This window comes from Burkholderia sp. Bp9031, assembly GCF_003857965.1.
Taxonomy (GTDB): domain Bacteria; phylum Pseudomonadota; class Gammaproteobacteria; order Burkholderiales; family Burkholderiaceae; genus Burkholderia; species Burkholderia ambifaria_A.
This window is the reverse complement of record NZ_QTPW01000004.1, coordinates 136,631-155,429: the sequence shown is the minus strand read 5'-3', so window position 1 is coordinate 155,429 and position 18,799 is coordinate 136,631. Positions and strand designations below refer to the sequence as shown.

13 protein-coding genes are annotated in these 18,799 nt (G+C 59.6%); 9 read left to right on the top strand and 4 right to left on the bottom strand.

What is annotated here, in order from left to right; translation table 11 throughout:
* Nucleotides 1-19: 19 nt before the first annotated feature.
* The 9 genes from DIE15_RS07380 (at nucleotide 20) to DIE15_RS07340 (ending at nucleotide 11,649) form a co-directional block, all read left to right on the top strand.
* On the top strand, nucleotides 20-1,186 hold the full coding sequence (locus tag DIE15_RS07380) for an iron-containing alcohol dehydrogenase (protein ID WP_082664535.1): 1,167 nt from the start codon (nucleotides 20-22) through the stop codon (nucleotides 1,184-1,186).
* A gap of 52 nt (nucleotides 1,187-1,238) precedes the next feature.
* Nucleotides 1,239-2,702, top strand: a complete 1,464-nt coding sequence (locus DIE15_RS07375; RefSeq protein WP_082664534.1) for an NAD(P)/FAD-dependent oxidoreductase — start codon at nucleotides 1,239-1,241, stop codon at nucleotides 2,700-2,702.
* Nucleotides 2,703-2,714: 12 nt separating this feature from the next.
* Nucleotides 2,715-3,698: an alpha/beta hydrolase gene (locus tag DIE15_RS07370; protein WP_124832801.1), complete on the top strand. Its 984-nt coding sequence runs from the start codon at nucleotides 2,715-2,717 to the stop codon at nucleotides 3,696-3,698.
* A 166-nt stretch (nucleotides 3,699-3,864) separates the two neighbouring features.
* A complete protein-coding gene (locus DIE15_RS07365; protein WP_124832800.1) occupies nucleotides 3,865-5,487 on the top strand; it encodes a long-chain-fatty-acid--CoA ligase in 1,623 nt (540 codons plus the stop codon).
* Nucleotides 5,488-6,066: 579 nt separating this feature from the next.
* Nucleotides 6,067-7,557, top strand: a complete 1,491-nt coding sequence (locus DIE15_RS07360) for an NAD(P)/FAD-dependent oxidoreductase (RefSeq protein ID WP_057923886.1) — start codon at nucleotides 6,067-6,069, stop codon at nucleotides 7,555-7,557.
* 33 nt (nucleotides 7,558-7,590) lie between these two features.
* Nucleotides 7,591-8,541 carry an alpha/beta hydrolase gene (locus DIE15_RS07355; RefSeq protein WP_057923885.1) on the top strand — a complete coding sequence of 317 codons (951 nt, stop codon included), beginning with the start codon at nucleotides 7,591-7,593 and terminating at the stop codon, nucleotides 8,539-8,541.
* A gap of 222 nt (nucleotides 8,542-8,763) precedes the next feature.
* Nucleotides 8,764-10,383 (top strand): GMC family oxidoreductase, encoded by a 1,620-nt coding sequence (locus tag DIE15_RS07350; RefSeq protein WP_124832799.1) that lies wholly within the window; start codon nucleotides 8,764-8,766, stop codon nucleotides 10,381-10,383.
* Between the two features lie 256 nt (nucleotides 10,384-10,639).
* Nucleotides 10,640-10,951, top strand: coding sequence for a hypothetical protein (locus tag DIE15_RS07345; RefSeq protein WP_124832798.1), 312 nt, complete (start codon nucleotides 10,640-10,642; stop codon nucleotides 10,949-10,951).
* A gap of 8 nt (nucleotides 10,952-10,959) precedes the next feature.
* A complete protein-coding gene (locus DIE15_RS07340) occupies nucleotides 10,960-11,649 on the top strand; it encodes a response regulator transcription factor (protein ID WP_124832797.1) in 690 nt (229 codons plus the stop codon).
* 329 nt (nucleotides 11,650-11,978) lie between these two features.
* On the opposite strand, the gene DIE15_RS07335 is transcribed toward DIE15_RS07340, so the two are convergent.
* The 4 genes from DIE15_RS07335 to DIE15_RS07320 are packed head-to-tail and all read right to left on the bottom strand — an operon-like array spanning nucleotide 11,979 to nucleotide 18,416.
* Nucleotides 11,979-12,953 (bottom strand): YCF48-related protein, encoded by a 975-nt coding sequence (locus DIE15_RS07335; protein WP_124832796.1) that lies wholly within the window; start codon nucleotides 12,951-12,953, stop codon nucleotides 11,979-11,981.
* A gap of 13 nt (nucleotides 12,954-12,966) precedes the next feature.
* Complete coding sequence (locus DIE15_RS07330; RefSeq protein ID WP_185734379.1) at nucleotides 12,967-15,366, bottom strand: RND family transporter; 2,400 nt, start codon at nucleotides 15,364-15,366, stop codon at nucleotides 12,967-12,969.
* A gap of 7 nt (nucleotides 15,367-15,373) precedes the next feature.
* Nucleotides 15,374-17,080, bottom strand: a complete 1,707-nt coding sequence (locus DIE15_RS07325) for a DUF1302 domain-containing protein (protein ID WP_124832795.1) — start codon at nucleotides 17,078-17,080, stop codon at nucleotides 15,374-15,376.
* A gap of 16 nt (nucleotides 17,081-17,096) precedes the next feature.
* Nucleotides 17,097-18,416 carry a DUF1329 domain-containing protein gene (locus tag DIE15_RS07320; protein ID WP_057923880.1) on the bottom strand — a complete coding sequence of 440 codons (1,320 nt, stop codon included), beginning with the start codon at nucleotides 18,414-18,416 and terminating at the stop codon, nucleotides 17,097-17,099.
* Nucleotides 18,417-18,799 lie beyond the last annotated feature (383 nt).

The window sequence follows — 18,799 nt, the reverse complement described above, 5'->3', positions numbered from 1 at the left end:
CGGCATCAAGGAAATGTCAATGGAAATGTCCCCGCAGTCGATGCTCTTCGAAACGGTCCCGTCGATTCTCCAGGAATGGGGCTGTGTGCGCCGCCTGGGTCAAGTGATGGCGGCATGGACGGATCGCCGCAATGTGCTGATCGTCACGGACGCAGGGTTGCACGAGGCCGGCGTGCTGGAGCCGGCGAAAGCATCGTTGGCAGCCGCCGGATTTCGTGCGGCGGTTTTTGACGAGGTCGTGGCCGATCCGCCGGAGATCGTGGTATCGCGGTGCGTTGAGGTCGCACGCAGTGCAGAGGTGGATGTCGTCATCGGCTTGGGTGGCGGCTCATCGATGGACATTGCAAAGCTGGCCGCCGTCCTTGCCGTCTCGCAGCAATCTCTCGCGGAAATGTACGGAATTGGCAACGTTCACGGCGAGCGCCTGCCATTGGTGCAAATCCCGACGACGGCCGGCACTGGGTCGGAAGTCACCAATATTTCCATCGTTTCGGTTAACGAAACAAACAAAATGGGAATCGTCGCCCGTCAACTGTATGCCGACAGAGTGATCCTGGACGCTGAACTCACTGTCGGTCTGCCACGCAGTCATACCGCTGCAACCGGCATCGACGCGATGGTCCACGCCATCGAGGCATATACCAGCAAGCACAAGAAGAATGCCATTTCCGACGCCCTTGCGCGTGAGGCACTGCGATTGCTGGCGAACAACCTGGTCCCGGCTTGCGAAGATGGCAACGACCGGCGCGCGCGAGAGGCAATGCTGCTGGGCGCAACCCTGGCGGGACAAGCCTTCGCCAATGCTCCGGTGGCTGCCGTTCATGCGCTGGCCTATCCATTGGGCGGCCACTTTCATATCCCGCATGGTTTGTCCAACGCATTGATGCTTGCGCCCGTGCTGCGTTTCAACGCGCAGGCGGCAGCTTCGCAATATGCGGAACTGGCAGATCTCGTAGGCGCGGGTGGAAAAGGCGACGCCACGGAACGCACGGCCGCGTTCATCGGATTCATGGATGACCTGATGGACCGGTCCGGCGCGCCGCGTCGTCTCCGCGACGCGGGCGTCACGCGTTCGAGCCTGCCGATCCTGGCGGCAGATGCCATGAAGCAGCAGCGCCTGCTGTTGAACAATCCGGTCGTTGTCACGGATTCCGACGCATTGCGCTTGTATGAACAGGCCTATTGAACCGACACAGGCAAATCCGTAGTCGCCGTAACGTTAATATAGAGAGTGCACCGTGAACAATGTAGAAAGGATTGAGCACCACGAGGTCGTCATTTTGGGTGCAGGCTTTGGAGGCCTCGGAATGGCTGCTCGCATGAAGATCGCGGGCATCGACGACTTTGTCGTGTTGGAGAAACGTCCCGGACTCGGCGGCGTTTGGCTTGACAATTCGTATCCCGGCGCAGCATGCGATACCGAATCGCACCTGTATTGCTACAGCTTCCATCCGCATTTGCGCGTAAGCGCCATGTATGCCGGCAGGAACGAACTGCTCAATTATCTGAAATCGCTTGCCATGCGGTTCGGCTTGACAGAACACCTGCGGTTCAACTGCGAGATTCGGAGCGCTGAATGGGATGCAGGCGCAAGCCTCTGGCGGTTCGAGCTGGACGACGGTTCGCGATTGACCTCCCGCTTCTTCGTGCCGGCGTGGGGGCAACTAAACCGTCCGATGATTCCCGCGGTTCGCGGCTTGGAGGGTTTCAAGGGAGACTATTTCCACTCCGCGGAATGGCGGCACGATGTGGATCTGAGTGGCAAGCGTGTGGCGAGCGTTGGAAATGCCGCTAGCGCCGTGCAGTATGTGCCGGCCATCGCGCCGAAGGTCGCGCAACTTACGGTGTTCCAGCGAAGCGCAAACTGGATCATGCCGCGCAACCAGATCATCTTCTCGATGGAGCAGCTCGATACGTACGAGAGCGAGCCCCATCTGTTCGAAGAAAGCCGGAAATCGCTGCACGCTTTCCGTGAATCCGGGTTCGAGCGCACACGGATGGGTTCCAACGCACAGATGGAAGGCAAGAGTCTGGCTTTGGCACACCTTCATCGGCAGGTGTCCGACCCGGCCCTGCGCCAGCAGCTGACGCCGGACTATGAATACGCGTGCAAACGCATTCTGCGATCGGACGACTACTATCCGGCGCTCGTGCGCGACAACGTCGCGTTGGAAACGGCGGGCGTAGAGGCGGTTGTCGAGGACGGTATCGTGACCAGGGACGGCCGAGTTCTCCCGTTTGACGTGATCGTGTTCGGAACGGGATTCGAGAGTCAGGCATTCCAGGGTAGCTTGCAGGTTCGCGGGGCGGATTGCACGTTGGCGCAGGCCTGGAAAGATGGCCCGGAGGCCTATCTGGGCATCACGGTGCCAGGCTTTCCCAACATGTTCATGTTGTATGGGCCGAACACGAACCTGAACCACAACTCCATCGTGTCGATGCTCGAGATTCAGCAAAACTACATCATCGACGCGATCGGTGGCATGGCTGCGACCGGCGTCAAGGCAGTCGACGTCGATAGGGCCGTGTTTGACGAATACAACAGCGGGCTGCAGTCAGCGATGGCCGGCTCGGCATTTTCCGCAGGCTGCTCGAGTTGGTACAAGAACGCGCAGGGCAAGGTGATCAACAACTGGCCAGGCACAGTGGACGAATACCGCGCCGCGACGCAATGGGATCAAAGCGTGTTCGGCACGATCTGAGCGGGGATGCGCATGACATCAGTGCTCTGGTTGCCGCTGACGGAGGTTGCTGAAGATGCGCGGGACGCCGTTCGGGCGTTCCGCGAACTGGGTGGACGGCACTACGGCAGCTTTTCCGTGGACCAGTCTCGTGTGAACTTCGTGCGTGCCTGCGAACTGAACGGCATCACGGGTGACGAGGCTGTTGATCATGACGATATAGGTGTTCCCGTAACGGGCGGCAGCATTCGGGTGCGGCTCTATCGTCCACACAATGGGGATCACGCCGAGGACAATCCGCTGGTCGTCTTCATTCACGGAGGCGGGTGGGTGATCGGGAGCGTGGACACGCACGACGGCATTTGCCGTTATCTCGCACGGCATAGTGGGTGCCCGGTCGCATCGGTGGAGTACCGGCGATCGCCGGAGCACCGGTGGCCGGTCCCGCTCGAAGACTGCGAGCGGGCATTGGACTATCTGGTCACGAACGCTCCAGCGCTCTCCATCAACGCGTCTCGCGTGGTTCTGGCGGGCGACAGCGCCGGCGGCAATATGGCGACCATCATCGCCAATGCAGCATCGACGACGGGATCCTCGATCGTCGGACAGATCCTGCTTTATCCGGTGACGGACCTGACTGCGTCACTCCCGTCATATCAACGTGTTCAAGGTGGATTTCCGCTCGTAGCCGAATCGATGCTCTGGTTCCGCGACCACTACGTGCCTGCCGGTACGCCGCTCGATCTTCCGCGCCTGTCCCCGCTGTTGCATGCAGAGGGCCGGCCGCAGCCGCCGATGTTCATTGCAACGGTGGGGCTCGACCCGCTATGCGACGAGGGCGTTGCTTACGCGTCGTGCGCGGCACGCGCCGGGAGCGAAGTCGAGCATCACCATCTGCCGGGGCATCATCACGGCATCGTTACCGCGGCCCGCAATATCGCGACAGCGAGATATCTGCTGGAACGCGCCGCTGCCTTTGTTCGGCGACTTGCCGAAAAAGACCGCGTCAGTGTTTGACGCTTTGACCTTTGCTCGGGCTGGTGCATTGACGTTTGGACGACGATGCTTGCGACGCGTTTTCCAGAAATCATTCTCGCGTAGTTCAAGGCGCTCCGGCTCGCTACGAGCGTGACGAGCGGACTGGCGTCGCGCGATTATTCAAACAGGACAGAGGAGATTGGGTATGGAAAAGATTTGGCTTGCTTCCTATCCGCCAGAGGTTCCAGCAGAGATTGATTCCAGCGCGTATCGATCCGTTAGCGAGTTGATCGACGCAAGCTTCGGCAAGTTTCGGGAAAGTCTCGCGTTTGCGTGTAATGGAACGCGGATGACGTATGGTGAGCTCGACATGATGTCGCGCTCACTGGCCGCGTGGCTGCAATCACGGGGGCTCGAGCGTGGTGCGCGCGTCGCCATCATGATGCCGAATATGTTGCACTACCCGATCTCGATCTGTGCAGTCCTGCGCGCCGGCTACGTTGTCGTCAACGTCAATCCGCTTTATACCCCCCGCGAGTTGAAACATCAGTTGAACGACAGCGGCGCGGAAGCGATCGTCATACTCGACAGTTGCGCTGCAACGCTGGACGGAATCATTACGCAAACGCAGGTGAAGCATGTTCTGGTTGCCACGCAGGACAACGCTTCTACCGTGGGGCAGATCCCGAGCGCATATACGACATTTGACGACGCGATTGCGGAGGGGCGTCGGAGCAAATTCGTGCCGCCTTGCCAGTCACCGGATGATGTTGCCTTTCTCCAATATACGGGGGGGACAACCGGTGTGTCGAAAGGGGCGACGCTGTTGCATCGGAACATTGTCGCGAATGTATTGCAGACGGACGTCTGGCTCAAGCCAGCCCGAGGTTGGCGTCCTGACGTGACGCAGTTCATCACGGTAGCGGCACTTCCGATCTATCACATCTTTGCGCTCAACGTTTGCTGTCTGTTGACGATGCACACGGGCGGGCTTTGTGTACTGGTTCCCAATCCGCGTGACATCGGCGGGATGATCGAGTCGCTCGCCGGATACAAGATCACGAGCTTTCCGGGAGTGAACACGCTCTATAACGCGATGCTCCATCATCCCGAGTTCTCGCGCCTCGATTTCTCCAATCTGCTGCTGGCCAACGGCGGCGGAATGGCCACTCAAGAGGCGGTCGCAAAGCGCTGGAAGGAGATGACCGGCGCGCCGATTATCGAAGGATACGGGCTGTCCGAGACGTCGCCATGCGTCACGATCAATCCCGTTGCCCGCGGTGAATTCAATGGCACGATCGGCTTGCCGTTGCCCTCTACCGAAGTGTCGATCCGGGACGACGACGGCAAGGAACTGCCGCCTGGAGAAGCAGGGGAGTTGTGCATTCGTGGTCCCCAGGTGATGGCGGGCTACTGGCAGCGACCCGACGAGACGTCGAAGGTGATGACCGAGGACGGCTTCTTCAGATCGGGCGACATTGCGTCGATTTCCGCGGACGGCTTCGTGCGAATCGTCGACCGCAAGAAGGACATGATCCTCGTGTCCGGTTTCAACGTCTACCCGAACGAGATCGAAGAGGTCGTTGTCAAACACCCCGGCGTATACGAAGTCGCTGCCATCGGCGTACCCGACGAGCATTCCGGAGAGGCCGTCAAGCTGTTCGTGGTCAGGAAAGACCCGGAACTGACGGACGAAGATTTGATGGCGTTCTGCAAAGGGCAGCTGACTGGCTATAAACGACCGAAAAGCATCGAGTTTCGCGACACCCTGCCAAAGAGCAACGTCGGGAAGATCCTTCGGCGAGAGTTGCGGGTGCCGAACGACTGACATCATCCTCAACGTCCGATGCCTTCAGGATCGAGCCACCCCCATCGCACGTCCCCGAACGAGCACGGGAATGATGCGGCGGGACGCGTCCGTCGCGAGGTTTGCTTGCGGTTTCGAGAGGCACCTTGCCTCCACGCCTTGGTCCGGGGTGGCTACCAGTCAGCCAGGATCGAGGGCTGTGTGAGGGCAACGGGGCGAGGTAGAGCGCCGGGCTCGACGTAGCATTCGGCACGTTACATGACCGATGCAGAGCATCGCGACCTTCACAACCGCGGGTGTAATGGAAACCCCTTATTCAAATTGTCCCTTGACTGCATAAGACTGGGAACCGTGGGACTTGGTCAAATGATCATGTTCGAGATGGCAGGTCAAACCGGGATACGTACGTCAATGACCCGCGTGCATGTCAGCTTGGTGCGTAGCAGGTCTCACCTGGGGTTGTCCGCATTGGGTTGAATGCGTTGATGCTGGCATGCACCTGTGGGCATCTACTTTAATTCGCAGTCAAATGACCAAGTCGTATGACTTGGTTGTGCGGCGTTACGAGAATTTTCAATAACTGGTCATTGGAGGGATCTCATGGCTAAGAATCAAACGGATTCGTGTTCTCCTGAGCACGTAGACGTACTAATCATTGGGGCCGGAATCTCGGGAATCGACGCCGCTTGTCATCTCCGCATGCATTTGCCGGGTCGCTCGTTAGCCATTCTGGAAGCAATGGATGGATTCGGCGGTACGTGGTGGACCCATCGTTACCCCGGCGCGCGTTCCGACAGCGACCTGTACACGTACGCGTTCGGATTCCGCCCGTGGCAGGGCCGATCGATCGCCACGGCAGATGAGATCCACAGCTATCTGGGCGAGGTCATCGAGGAATATGACCTCGGTTCGAAGATCCGCTATGGGCATCGTGTTCAAACGGTGAACTGGTCGAGTGAACAAAAGCGCTGGACGATCGAGGTATCGCGCAACGATACCGGTGAACGCTTCACGATGACCACCGACTTCTTGTGGTTGGGAGCCGGGTACTACGATCATCGTCAAGGCTTTACGCCCAAGTGGAACGGGTTCGATCGTTACAAGGGAACGGTCGTTCATCCGCAGCACTGGCCCGAAGCGCTCGACTATGCCGGAAAGCGTGTGATCGTGATCGGCTCGGGCGCGACCGCCGCAACGCTGATTCCGGCAATGGCCGGAACCGCGGCGCATGTGACGATGCTCCAACGGTCGCCGACGTTCTTCACGGCGGTTCCGTGGACCCACCAGCTGGACGCTACGCTTCGTGAACTCAGCCTTCCCGAAGAATGGCGGTCGGAGATTTTGCGGCGTGCGCACCTGAAGCAGACGTTTGACCTGATCAATCTTGCCGCAGCGAATCCGGACGCGGTTCGCGACTGGCTGATCAACGAGACCCGGCAACAGCTGCCGGAGGGTTTTGACGTCGACAAGCACTTCAATCCCAGCTATCGCCCGTGGCAGCAGAGAGTGGCCGCAGTCCCCGAGGGAGACCTCTTCACGGCCATCCGGGACGGGAAAGCATCCGTCGTGACGGACACCATCGAATCGTTCGACGAAAGCGGCATTACGTTGGCGTCGGGCGAGCACCTGCAGGCGGACATCGTCGTGACGGCGACCGGCTTCGACATGAGCGCTTTCGGCCAGATCGCATTTCAGCTCGATGGAGATCCGGTCGACATGACCAAGCGGGTCTCGTATCGAGGAATGATGATCGAGGGTATCCCGAACATGGCGTTCATCTACGGCTACTACCGTTCGAGCTGGACGCTCCGTGCCGATCTGGTCTGCGAATTCACTTGCCGTGTACTTGCGCATATGGAAAAGGTCGGTGCGAAGACGGTGGAGCCGTGCCTGCGAGCCGAAGACGCCGACATGCAGCGGCTGCCGTGGACGGACCCGACCAACTTCAATGCCGGGTACGTCATGCGGTCGCAACACCAGATGCATTCGCGTGGTGATCGTATGCCGTGGCAGCACCACTTCGAATATGAGGAGGAGCGCAAGAGCATTCCGGAATTGAGCCCGGATTCCGAAGTCCTCGTGTATCGCTGATCTCCGAGCAACGTTCGATTACAAGGTGATGTTATGGCACTCGATTTGCACCTCGCTGGTTTTCTCGAATCCTTTGCCGGGTCCGGCGCGAAACCATTGCCGCAGTCAACCCCGGAAGAGGCGCGCGTATTGATGCAGCATCTGGCACGCGCCGTTCGTGCACCAGATGCAGTTGTCGCCATGCACAGCGTGGAAGACCTGACCGTCCCCGGCGCGACTGGATCGCTGCGGGCGAGGCTCTATCGTCCGACCCGGGAGCGTCATCTGCCGACGGTCGTTTATCTTCACGGCGGCGGGTTTGTCATTGGCGATCTGGATACTCATGACAACATTTGTCGAGAGCTGGCTCGTGGCGCGAATGCGGTAGTCGTCTCGGTGGATTACCGGCTGGCTCCCGAGCATCCGTATCCGGCCGCGGCCGACGACGCGATTGCCGCGACCAAATGGGTGATCGCGAACGCGGGTGAGTTGGGCGGAAACGACGTAGTGGCGGTGGCCGGAGATAGCGCCGGCGGCAATCTCGCGGCCGTCGTGACCCAGCAACTGCACGTCGAGGGAATTTCGCTTTCCGCCCAGTTCCTGATCTACCCCGCTGTGGCACAAGACCGCTCCGGCTTTCCTTCCTTCAAGGAAAACGGTGAAGGCTACCTGCTCGATCTCGAGACGATCGCGTGGTTTGATCGACATTACGTGCTTGACGATACCGACCGGGAGGATGCGCGACTGGCCCCGATCCTTGCGAAGGACTTTGCCGGGTTGCCGCCTGCGGTCATCGTTACCGCGGAATTCGATCCGCTGCGCGACGAGGGAGAAGCCTATGGACGCTTGCTCCACGCAAGCGGCGTCAAGGTCGAAACGATCAGGTGCGATGGCATGCTTCACGGGTTCTTCGACATGGGGGCGATCTCGCCGGGCGCCCAGGCGTCGATCGAGAAGGGGCTCGCGATTTTTCGAAAGGTACTCGGCAGCGCGCAGCACCATTGATACGTTGGCGGTAGCGACTTGATCTTGCTTTCCGCCATTTCGTGGCCGCATGCGGCTCGATGGATGACCTCCAACGTTGCCGATGCGGCCACACAGTTCTGATGCATGACGGAATGAAGCCGATTGCGCGACGGCTCGGTGGGGCTGCGACGCGAGTGGCGGAATCGATGCATCAGGTAGTTGCTTGTGAAGCGCTCAAGCACCTATCCAGGACACAGACCCGTGAAGAATTCATTCGATTATCTTGTTGTAGGCGGCGGCTCGGCAGGCAGTGTGCTGGCTTCGCGTTTGACCGAAGACCCTGATGTGACGCTGTGCCTCTTCGAAGCCGGCGGCACCGGCGATGGATGGCCAGTCAACGTACCGGCCGCCTTGGTGCTGATGGTCCCGTCCCGGCTGAACAACTGGGCGTTCGAGACCGTTCCCCAGAAGGGGCTGCTGGGACGGCGCGGCTACCAGCCGCGTGGCAAGACGTTGGGCGGATCGTCTGCGATCAATGCGATGGTGTACACGCGTGGCCATCATGCCGATTACGACGATTGGGCCGCGCTCGGCAACGAAGGCTGGGCCTGGCGCGACGTCTTCCCCTATTTCAAGCGAAGCGAGCATAACGAGCGTCTTGGCAATGAATGGCACGGGCGCGGCGGCCCGCTTTGGGTCAGTGATCTGAGGACAGGCAATCCGTTTCAGGCACGATGGCTGGATGCCGCACGACAGTGCGGCTTGCCCATCACGGACGATTTCAACGGTGCGGAGCAGGAAGGGGTCGGCATCTACCAGGTGACCCAGAAGGATGGCGAGCGCTGCAGTGCTGCACGTGCCTATCTTTTTCCGCATATGAAAGCCCGCGACAATCTGACGGTGGAGACCCATGCGCAGGTCAGGCGCATTGTGTTCGACGGTAAAAGGGCCGTTGGTGTCGAAGTCACGCGTGCGGGAACTGTCGAGACGGTTTGGGCAAAAAAAGAGGTGATCCTTTCCGCGGGTGCCCTTCAATCGCCTCAGTTGCTGATGTTGTCCGGCGTCGGTCCGAGGGACGAACTCCAGCGTCACGGGATCGAGGTCGTAGCCGATCTCCCTGGCGTTGGAGAGAACTTGCAGGATCATCCGGACTTCGTCGTCAGCTACAAGACGAATAGCCTGGATGCGCTCGGCGTATCGGTACGCGGCGGGATCAAGACGCTGCGCGACATCAGGCAATATCGGGCGTCACGGCGCGGTACCATGACAACCAACTTTGCCGAAGGCGGCGCCTTCCTGAAGACGCGTCCCGATCTGGAGCGGCCGGACGTGCAGATGCACTTTGTCGTGGGTCCCGTCAACGATCACGGGAGAAAGTTGCAGCTCGGACATGGCATTTCCTGTCACGTGTGCCTGTTGAGGCCGAAAAGCCGTGGCTCGGTCAAGCTGCGAAGCGCGGATCCGCTTGATGCGCCGTTGATCGACCCGGCATTCCTCGAGCACGCGGATGACCTTGATGTCCTGGTCGAGGGATACAAGTTGACCCGGCGGTTGATGGCGGCGCCGGCCATCTCGGCGTTCGTGACGGAGGATCTGCTTGAGTCTCGGTCGCGATCCGACGAAGACATTCGTGCGTTGTTGCGCGAGCGGACCGACACCGTTTATCACCCGGTAGGAACGTGTCGTATGGGGAACGACGAGCTCGCCGTCGTCGACGCGCAATTGCGCGTACGGGGGACGGAAGGCTTGCGTGTGGTTGACGCCTCGATCATGCCGACGTTGGTTGGTGCAAACACGAACGCGCCAACGATCATGATTGGAGAGAAAGCCTCGGATCTGATTCGGAGGATTTCGCGATTCCCGGCTGCGATGCAGGCGTGAAAGCCGGAATCGTGGTTTGACCGATCCTTTCCCGCGCCGGCATTCGTCGGCGCAAAGGCCTCGATCGTACACGGACGCTGCGAGCATGATATGCGTCGCAATGTCCGCTGCCGGCCGGGGCTCACTGGACGCTCTCCGGGGCACCGCGAGCTTTCTGGCGTCGAGCGCGTGAGCCGTGAGGTCTGGTGACGCGGCCAACCACCGTTCATGAAAGCATCCTTGCTCTTTGAAGGGCAAGGCGAGCACGAGGCAACAGATGTCGCCACCTGCGGTCGAGCTGTCGGGCGGTGACCTACGCGCGCCAACAACCGGAGAAAGGCCGGTGCTCGCTTCGCGGCGACGAGCCGCAGCAAAAAACGAACCAGTCAGTCGATCGACCTTGTTCGACATCGGGCCGGTGCGGGCGCAGGAAATTTTCCTCCCCTGCCTCTATCGCAATGGCCTCAGTGCGCGCGATGCCGAGCGCCGTCTTCAACACGTCGAGTCATGCCTGCGAACCTTGAATCCTGTCTGGCACCTGAACGCTGTCCGGCAGGTATTCACGCGCACAAACGGCAATGACCCGTAAATTCAATCATGCACGCGCTGATACTCGTCGCGGATGACGCGCCGGAAATGTCGTCGATGCTCGACATCTGCCTGACTCGCAACGGGTTTCGTACATTTCGGACCCATGCCTCTCAGGCCCTGCTTGCGACGCAATTGAACCTGAAGCCTGATCTGGTCATTTTCGACGTTCGTGAGCTGCGCGCGGATACCGTGGAAATGCTCGCCACGCTTCGACGGCAAAGCGATACTCCCATCATTGTCGTGTCGGAATGTGATCTGGACAGCGAGCGGTTGCGGACACTGCATGCCGGCGCCGACGATTACATTGTCACGCCGTTCAACCAGGAAGTGCTCGTCGCGCGATTGCTCACGATTCTTCGCCGCTCCGGTGCGCTCGCCCCTGCGCGCCGTCTCCGGGTTGGAATGCTCGAGATCGACACGGAAAGCTATATGGCATGCGTGAGAACGTCCACCGGTGAAGCGCCCGTTTCCGTCACACTCGTCGAATTTCGCCTGCTGGCTCACATGGCCAAGCTGCCGAATCGTGCATTTACACGCATCGAATTGCTCAACGCGTGCATGACGGACGTAGGTGCATCTACACGCACTGTCGACAGTCACATGAGCCGGCTGCGCAGAAAGCTGATGGCCTCAGGGGCGTCGGGCATCCTGGAAAGCGTGCACGGCGTCGGCTATCGTCTTCGAAAACCCGGCTGACGGGAGCGGGCGGCGCTCGTTGTCCGAATCTGCTGTTCGGTGAGTCGGCATGCCGTCGAGTCTGGTGCGCTATCGGCAGATCGCCTGCTCCGAGGCGTTGCGGCGTTCGCACAGGTCATTGAATGTGATCTCTGGGTTCCCGGTTTTCCGCGGGATGCGGATGGACATTTCGTCCGTATGCCGCTTCTTCATCGCGTTCTTCTCGCCCCACGACAGGGGAGCTCGATCGCTCTACGGCTGCCCAATCCGTCTTGGGTCAGGACGGCTTCGAGGCAGCGAGCCGTGTTTCTCAGATTCACGGCCCGCTGCACGTGTCGGACACCGGTCAGTTACTGTGCGACGACCCCGTCACGAGAAAAAATCAGCCACTTGTCGCCAGGCGAGGGGAGGGCCGCTGTGTACGTCGTCCCGGTCGCGGTGTGCAGTTGCTGGAACGTCTTTCCATCGTCGGCGCTTTGAGCCTGTAACCCGTCGACACCGACCGCCAATACCGTGGAGCCTCTGGACGCAAGCGAGGTAATGGAATTCTTGGTGTCGAGCGTCGCGCGTGACCAGGTATGGCCGTTGTCTTCGCTTCGCATCAACGTACCGCGCAACCCTCCGACCAGAAGCACACCATTGGGGAGTGCCACACCGCACCAGAACGACCCCTTGTAACCGGTCTCCGTGCTATCCCACGTGTTGCCCTTGTCCTTGGAAATAAAGAGCCGCCCCTTCTCGGCCGTAGCAAAAATGTCGCCGTTGCTGTTTGAAAAAATGCCGAACAGATTCAGGTCCGACTTCTTGCCATTCGGAAGAACGGCTTCTTTTTTTGTCCAGGTCTTGCCGCCGTCATCGGTGACAAGGATCAGCGACCAGAGTCCAACGGCCACGCCATGGTTGGCATCAAGGAAGTGAACGCCGAACAGGGGGCGATCCTCGGTCGTCGAGAGCCGCTGTATCTTCCATGTCTCGCCGCCGTCGGTGGTCTTGAGAATGGCACCCCAGTGGCCGACTGCCCAACCTGTGTTGGCGTCGATGAAACTGACAGACGTCAGCGTCGAGCTCACGGGGACAGACTTGGCCTGACGGTACGTCGCACCGCGGTTGTCGGACAGAAGAATGATGCCGTTCGCGCCGACACTCACCACCCGCTGGCCTGCCCACGTTGCATCCAGCACGGGCGACTGGGTCGCAATGCCGGACAGGACGGCCGGAACGGGCCTGAGTTCGGGTGCGGAGACCGCGCTTTGCATGCCGCCCAGCAGCGTTCCTAAGATGACGATACCTGCCGAAATGGAGAGAACCTTACGATACATAGTCATGGAATCCTCTTCTTCAATGTGCCAGCAGGCCAGGTGCGCGCGCGGGCCGCCGTCTCGGGAAGATGCGCTCGAGCCAGACGGCGAAGGCCGGCAGAACAGTCATGGCCATGACCATATTGACGATGAACATGAAGGCCAGCAGCTTGCCCATATCCGCCTGAAACTTCAGCTCGGAGAATGACCAGGTGGCGACGCCGATCGCGAGCGTGATCGCTGTAAAGATGGTTGCCGTCCCGATCTCCAGGATCGATTGCTCGAGCGCCTTGACGATTCCGACGCCGTTGGCGAGATGCAGCTGCAGGCGGTTGTAGATGTAGAACGCATAGTCGACGCCGATGCCAACGGCCAGCACCATCACGGGTAACGTGGCGACGGTCAGGCCGATCTGCAACTCCTTCATGAACCAGTATCCGATGAAGGTGCCGATCGTCAGCGGCAGGCAGCATGCGAGGACAGCGCGCAGGTCGCGGTACGTGAGGAGAACGAGCAAGACGATGGTCGCATAGACGTAAAGCATCATCGGCAGTTCGCTGCGCTCGATTTCGTCGTTGACCGCGGCCAGGACACCGGCGTTTCCGGATGCAAGCCGGATCTTCACGCCAGGCAGCGTGTTCGTATCGCGAAAATGCTTCGCGGCATTGATGACCTGATTGATCGTGGTCGCCTTGTGGTCTGCCAGATAGATGTTCACCGCGGTCATGCTGCAGTCCTTGCGCATGACGCCCGGGGTGCGGGCCACCTCGCCGGCCAACGACGAATAGTTGTCCGGGTCGATGGGGATCGCGGACATCTTTGGATTGCCTTCGTTGTACCCCTCGTTGTATTGCCGCAGCAACGACGAAAATGAAACGACCGACAATACGCCGGGAACGGCGCGCATCGACCAGACGAAGCGATCCTGATAGGCGCCGATTTCCACGTTGTTGCAAGACTGGGGCGGCGCTTCGAAGACGATGGAAATCCAGTCCAGGCCGACGTCGTAGCTCGACGCAATGGAAACCGAATCCTTGTTGAACCGGGCGTCGGCACGAAGTTCGGGCGCGCCTGCCTGCAGGGTGCCGACTACGCGGTCTCGACTTTCCCAGGCCGCCACGCAGAAGACCACGACGGCAGCCAGAAGGACGAGCGCCGCATTGCGGGGAATGGCGACCTTTGCGAGGACCCGGAGCACGCGAGCGCGACGAGCGGCATGCAGCTCGGCATTCTTCGCATAATTGTGGTCGACCTTGAGCAAGGACGCCGCCAGCGGGAGCATCACCAGATTCGTGACGATCTTGTACGCAACACCGAGCGAAGCGGTAATCGCGAGCTCGCGGACCATCGGAATCGGAATCAGGATCAACGTGACGAAGGAAACGAAAGCCGTCACAAGGGCGAGCGTCCCGGGAATCAGCAGCCCGCTGAAGCTGGATCGAGCGGCTTGCTCCACCGACTTCCCGTGAGAGATTTCGCGAACGATGAAATTGATCTGCTGAACACCGTGTGAAACGCCGATCGCGAACACGAGAAACGGAACCAATACGCCCAACGGGTCGAGCCCATAGCCGAGGAGATGCAGCGTGCCGAACTGCCAGACGAGTGAGAGAAGCGAACACGTCAACGGCAGGATCGTCAGACGAACGGAGCGACAGTACCAGTAGACGGCCAACGCGGTCAGGAGCAGGGCGATCGCGCAGAACTTCAGGACAGACGATGCGCCGTTGGCAATATCACCGATCTGCTTCGCGAAACCGATAATCTGGATCTCATAGTTCGAATCCTCGAACCTGGATCGCAACTGCGATTCGAGTGCCTGATCGAATGCCACATAGTCGATCCGCTCGCCTTTTGCATCCAGTTCGTTGAGGTCCGCGGTGACCATTGCACTGCTCTGGTCGCGCGACACGAGGCTGCCGACGAATCCACCCTGGGCAGTCGAGCGCGAAATGGCACCGACCGTGTTGCCGTCGAGCTGATCCGGCGTCACGGTGCCGGGAATGAGCGGGTCGGCTCTGAATCCGTCTTCGGTAATCTCATTGACAAATGAATTTGGAGTCCAGAGTGATTGAACGCTGCTGCGAGATACGTTTGGCAGAAACGTGACCGCCTGGGTGACGTCATACAGCCGCTTCAACGCGGCCGGCGTCCAGATGCTTCCCTTGCGGGCCTTGACGACGACGATCAAACGGTTGGCGCCGAGCAGATCACCGCGATACTCATTAAACGTCTGAGTATATTCATGGCCAAGAGGAAGCTGCTTCTCAAACCCCGCATCCATGCGAAGCTTGACGGCGAAGCAGGCCATGACGACCGTGAAGAGAACCAGAAGCCCCAGTACGAGACGCCTGTGACCGAACAGCGTATTTTCCAGCGAATGAAGAGTTCTTAGCAGCTTGCTGGGTCGGGCTGCGTCGGAAACAGGCGTTTGATTCATATTGACCTCAGAAATTTCGGGATGCGACGATTGCCACGAAGTCCCTGTCACGTAGCGGGTTGGCCAGAGGGTTGGTCGGGCCCATGAAACGGGTGTAGTTCAATGCAACCTGCCACTTCGCCGGGTTCTGTATGAAATTCACATACAGGTTCATGGCCGTCACGCCGCGCATGAACTGGGCATTCACGTTCGGCGTATTGCCGAACAGGCCGTATCGGACGAATATCCCCGGATTGACCTGCCACCCGGGAATGAGGGTGCCGTCGTAAACCCAGTTGAAATCGACATCAACCCCGCCGGAGTATTTCGTTCCCTGTGCACTACCCGGTGAGTTGAGTGCGCCGGTCGCGAACAAGTCGTTGAATTCATTCCCCCACAGAAGCGCACCAGGCGAAATCGGCGACCCGCCATAGCTCTTGTGAAGCCCGGGATAAGCAATGATCACCGTCTCGGTCGTCAATGTGGCGGTCTGGGCGCCGAGCAGTTTGAGGAAGGCTCCGGAATTGCCTGGCTGGAGCGAGTAGAGGGTAGTCAGATGCCACTGGAATCGCTTCTCGTCGACCCAGCAGTTTCCACCTTGCGCGACGCATCCACTGGCCGGATTCAGGGGAACGGCATCTCGCGGACGGTACGAGAGCTCGGTACCGATCGCCCAATCGCCGACGGGGAAGTTGGCGCTGACACCGATCATGTGACGGTCTTCCGGAAATCTGAAGACCGTCCCACCCGTTGAACTCAGCGAGACTTGCGGGAACTTGTCGTGATACGCGATCGTGTAGAAACCGAGATTCAGGTCCGTTCCCGCGGGCTGGTAGCGAATGGAAAAGCCATACTGCCCGCCGTTTTTCGGATGGATGGTCGAGACGCCATACGTGTTGTTGCCTGGCCCTACGATCTGATTCGACCAATAGCTGCCAACCGGCGGAAGGTAATTCTGGTTCCAGTTGCTCTGGATGTACCCTTCGACGTTCACGCCGTGACCCAAGCCGGAGGCGACACTCAGTATTGGTGCGGGCAGGATGATCTCCTTGACCTGCGCCCCAGGTTGGGACGCGCGATTCACGTCGATCGCATTCGTCGCATTGACCCCACCGATTTCCCAGATGCTTTCGCCCCAGCTGACGACCTGATTACCCACACGGACGCGTGCAATCTGGTCGCCTACGTTGAACTGCTTGCTGACCCACAGGTCGAGCAAGCGTGGCTTGAAGCGGATGTTTTTCTCGGCATCGGACGGGAGCCCGCCGCTCAGGTTGGGCGCAGGGTTATAGAAAAGGTCCTGTCCGCTGGTTGCGCCTGTCGTGTGGGTCCCGGAGTAGTCGTATTGCCAGGTGCCGCGCGCCATGAACGTGAGCCCTTGCGACGGCATCTTCAGGACCAACTCGTGGTTGCCCTTGAGATAGCTCGTGAAAGGATCTCCCTTGCCGTAGTTGATGTCGCCTTGATCGGAGAGGCCGCTCAATTGACCGAGTCGGCCGCCACCGGTCCGCGCACCGGTGGCCTGATTGTAGGTCGGCGATACGAGATTGCTGCTTGGCGAGGCAGTTCGAACGCCGACGCCGGCCGATATCGTCGAATCGAAACTGCCTTCAACATTCCCGATCGTGAAAGTGAAGGCGTGTGCGCTGCCGCACCCGACGGTGACAAGCGCCGCGATCGCCGCGCGCACGAAAGCCACACTGGATCGGGGCTGAAATGAGGAAGTGGTAGCCATTTTGTTTCGGCACCTGTCAACGCTCGCTCAACGCACGGAGATTATCGGCGTTGTAGAAGCTGGGCTTGTAGTGTTGGTCCGCCGACGAGTCGACCGACCACTTCGCGTCCCGTCCGGCCGCGAGCATCGAACCGTCCACGAGGTATCGGCCATCGACGAGGTTGTATTGAGCGAATGCGAGCGTGTCGCAGCTTCCCGTCTCATACACCGGAATGATGTAACCTTCGCGAACCTTCGAGATGTTTCCCTGCGCGTCATAGTCCACCGCGCCGAGGTAGCTCCAGCTATCTTCGTCGACGTAGAAGAGGCGCTTGGGCGCGGTATGGCGCATACCCTGCTTGACCGTGGCTTCCACGACCCACACGCGATGGAGTTCGTAGCGACGCTTCGACGGGTTCACGAAGTCAGGGCCATAGGCATCTTCAAATTTGTCCGAAAAGTCGTACATGCCCAGGTCGTTATAGGTAACGATCATTTCCTTCTTGCCGAGCAACTTCCAGGAGAATCGATCCGTCTGTCCGGAGAAGACCAGCGCTTCATCCATGTTGTACTGGTTGTCGAATCCGATCTGGGGCGCATCGTAGGCATACGACGGCATGCGACGGGTTCGGCGTTGCCCCGGGAAGTAATAGAAGACTTCGGTCGGCTTGCCGGCGTAGGTCGTGAAGATCGCGGCCTGGCCGGCAATGGCCGCCGGGGACTTGTACGCGTAGTAGGCGTTTCCTTCGACTTGGTTGACCTTCGCGAACGTCGTGCCGGATTTGTCACCCCAAGGCTGGTAGATCCATGCGTCGGAAACGTTCCTGATCCAGTCGGAAGAGCCCTTCCGGGGTGAGACGGCGGTGGTGATGTCGCGCATCTCGACGCCGGCGCCGCGATAATGCAGCTTCGCGTTCCACATCACCTCCGCGCCGGTTTTGGGCGCAGGGAAGGGGTAGCCGGGCAGATGCGCATCGGCGAGTTCCGACCCGTCCGCAGACATCTTGGCGAAGCCCACGTTGTTCTTCGTATTCTCCGCGACGAAATCGGGGACGCCACACGTGCGCCGGGACGGATAGACCGGCATCGTGAAGCCCTTCAGGTTCTTCAACAGCGCAATTTGACCCGGATTGAGCTTGTCCGCGTATTTGTCGACATTGCTGGCGTCGATCGTATACAAGGGTTTGTCTGATTTGTATTTGAAGAAATCCGCGCGACGCTTGCCGTAAGTCCAGCCCGTCCCGACGTTACCGACAGGTGTCCATGCGGGGATGCCGCTCGCGGTGCCGGCGACTTCGGCCCCGGATGGCGTATGAGATGAATCCGTACCTTCCGCAAACGCACCGGTCAAAGTCATCGCGACCGCGGAAGCGATGAGTGACGATTTCGCTGCCGATCGGATGAGCGAGGCAGATTTCTTGAAAGAATGAGTCTTGACCACAGCAATCTCCTTGACCTTGACCAGGTAACGTGTGCCTGCCAAAGGGTTGTGCATAGACGAATGCGGATGAACGTGCCGATAGTCCTGTCCGTTTTTTAGCTATGCGAAATGAATGAAGGTGCGTTTGTACTTTGTTCTATTGAATCAACGAACTCCAGGTCATTGCTATAACGTAGAAGTTCGTATTGACCGGCGCCTTGGTGGGGGGCCGGACGTCTGTCGATGCATACAGCTATCGGGCGCCTACCAAATCCGGATGCGGCTTACTCGACCGCATCGGCTCTGTTTGCGCGCCACTT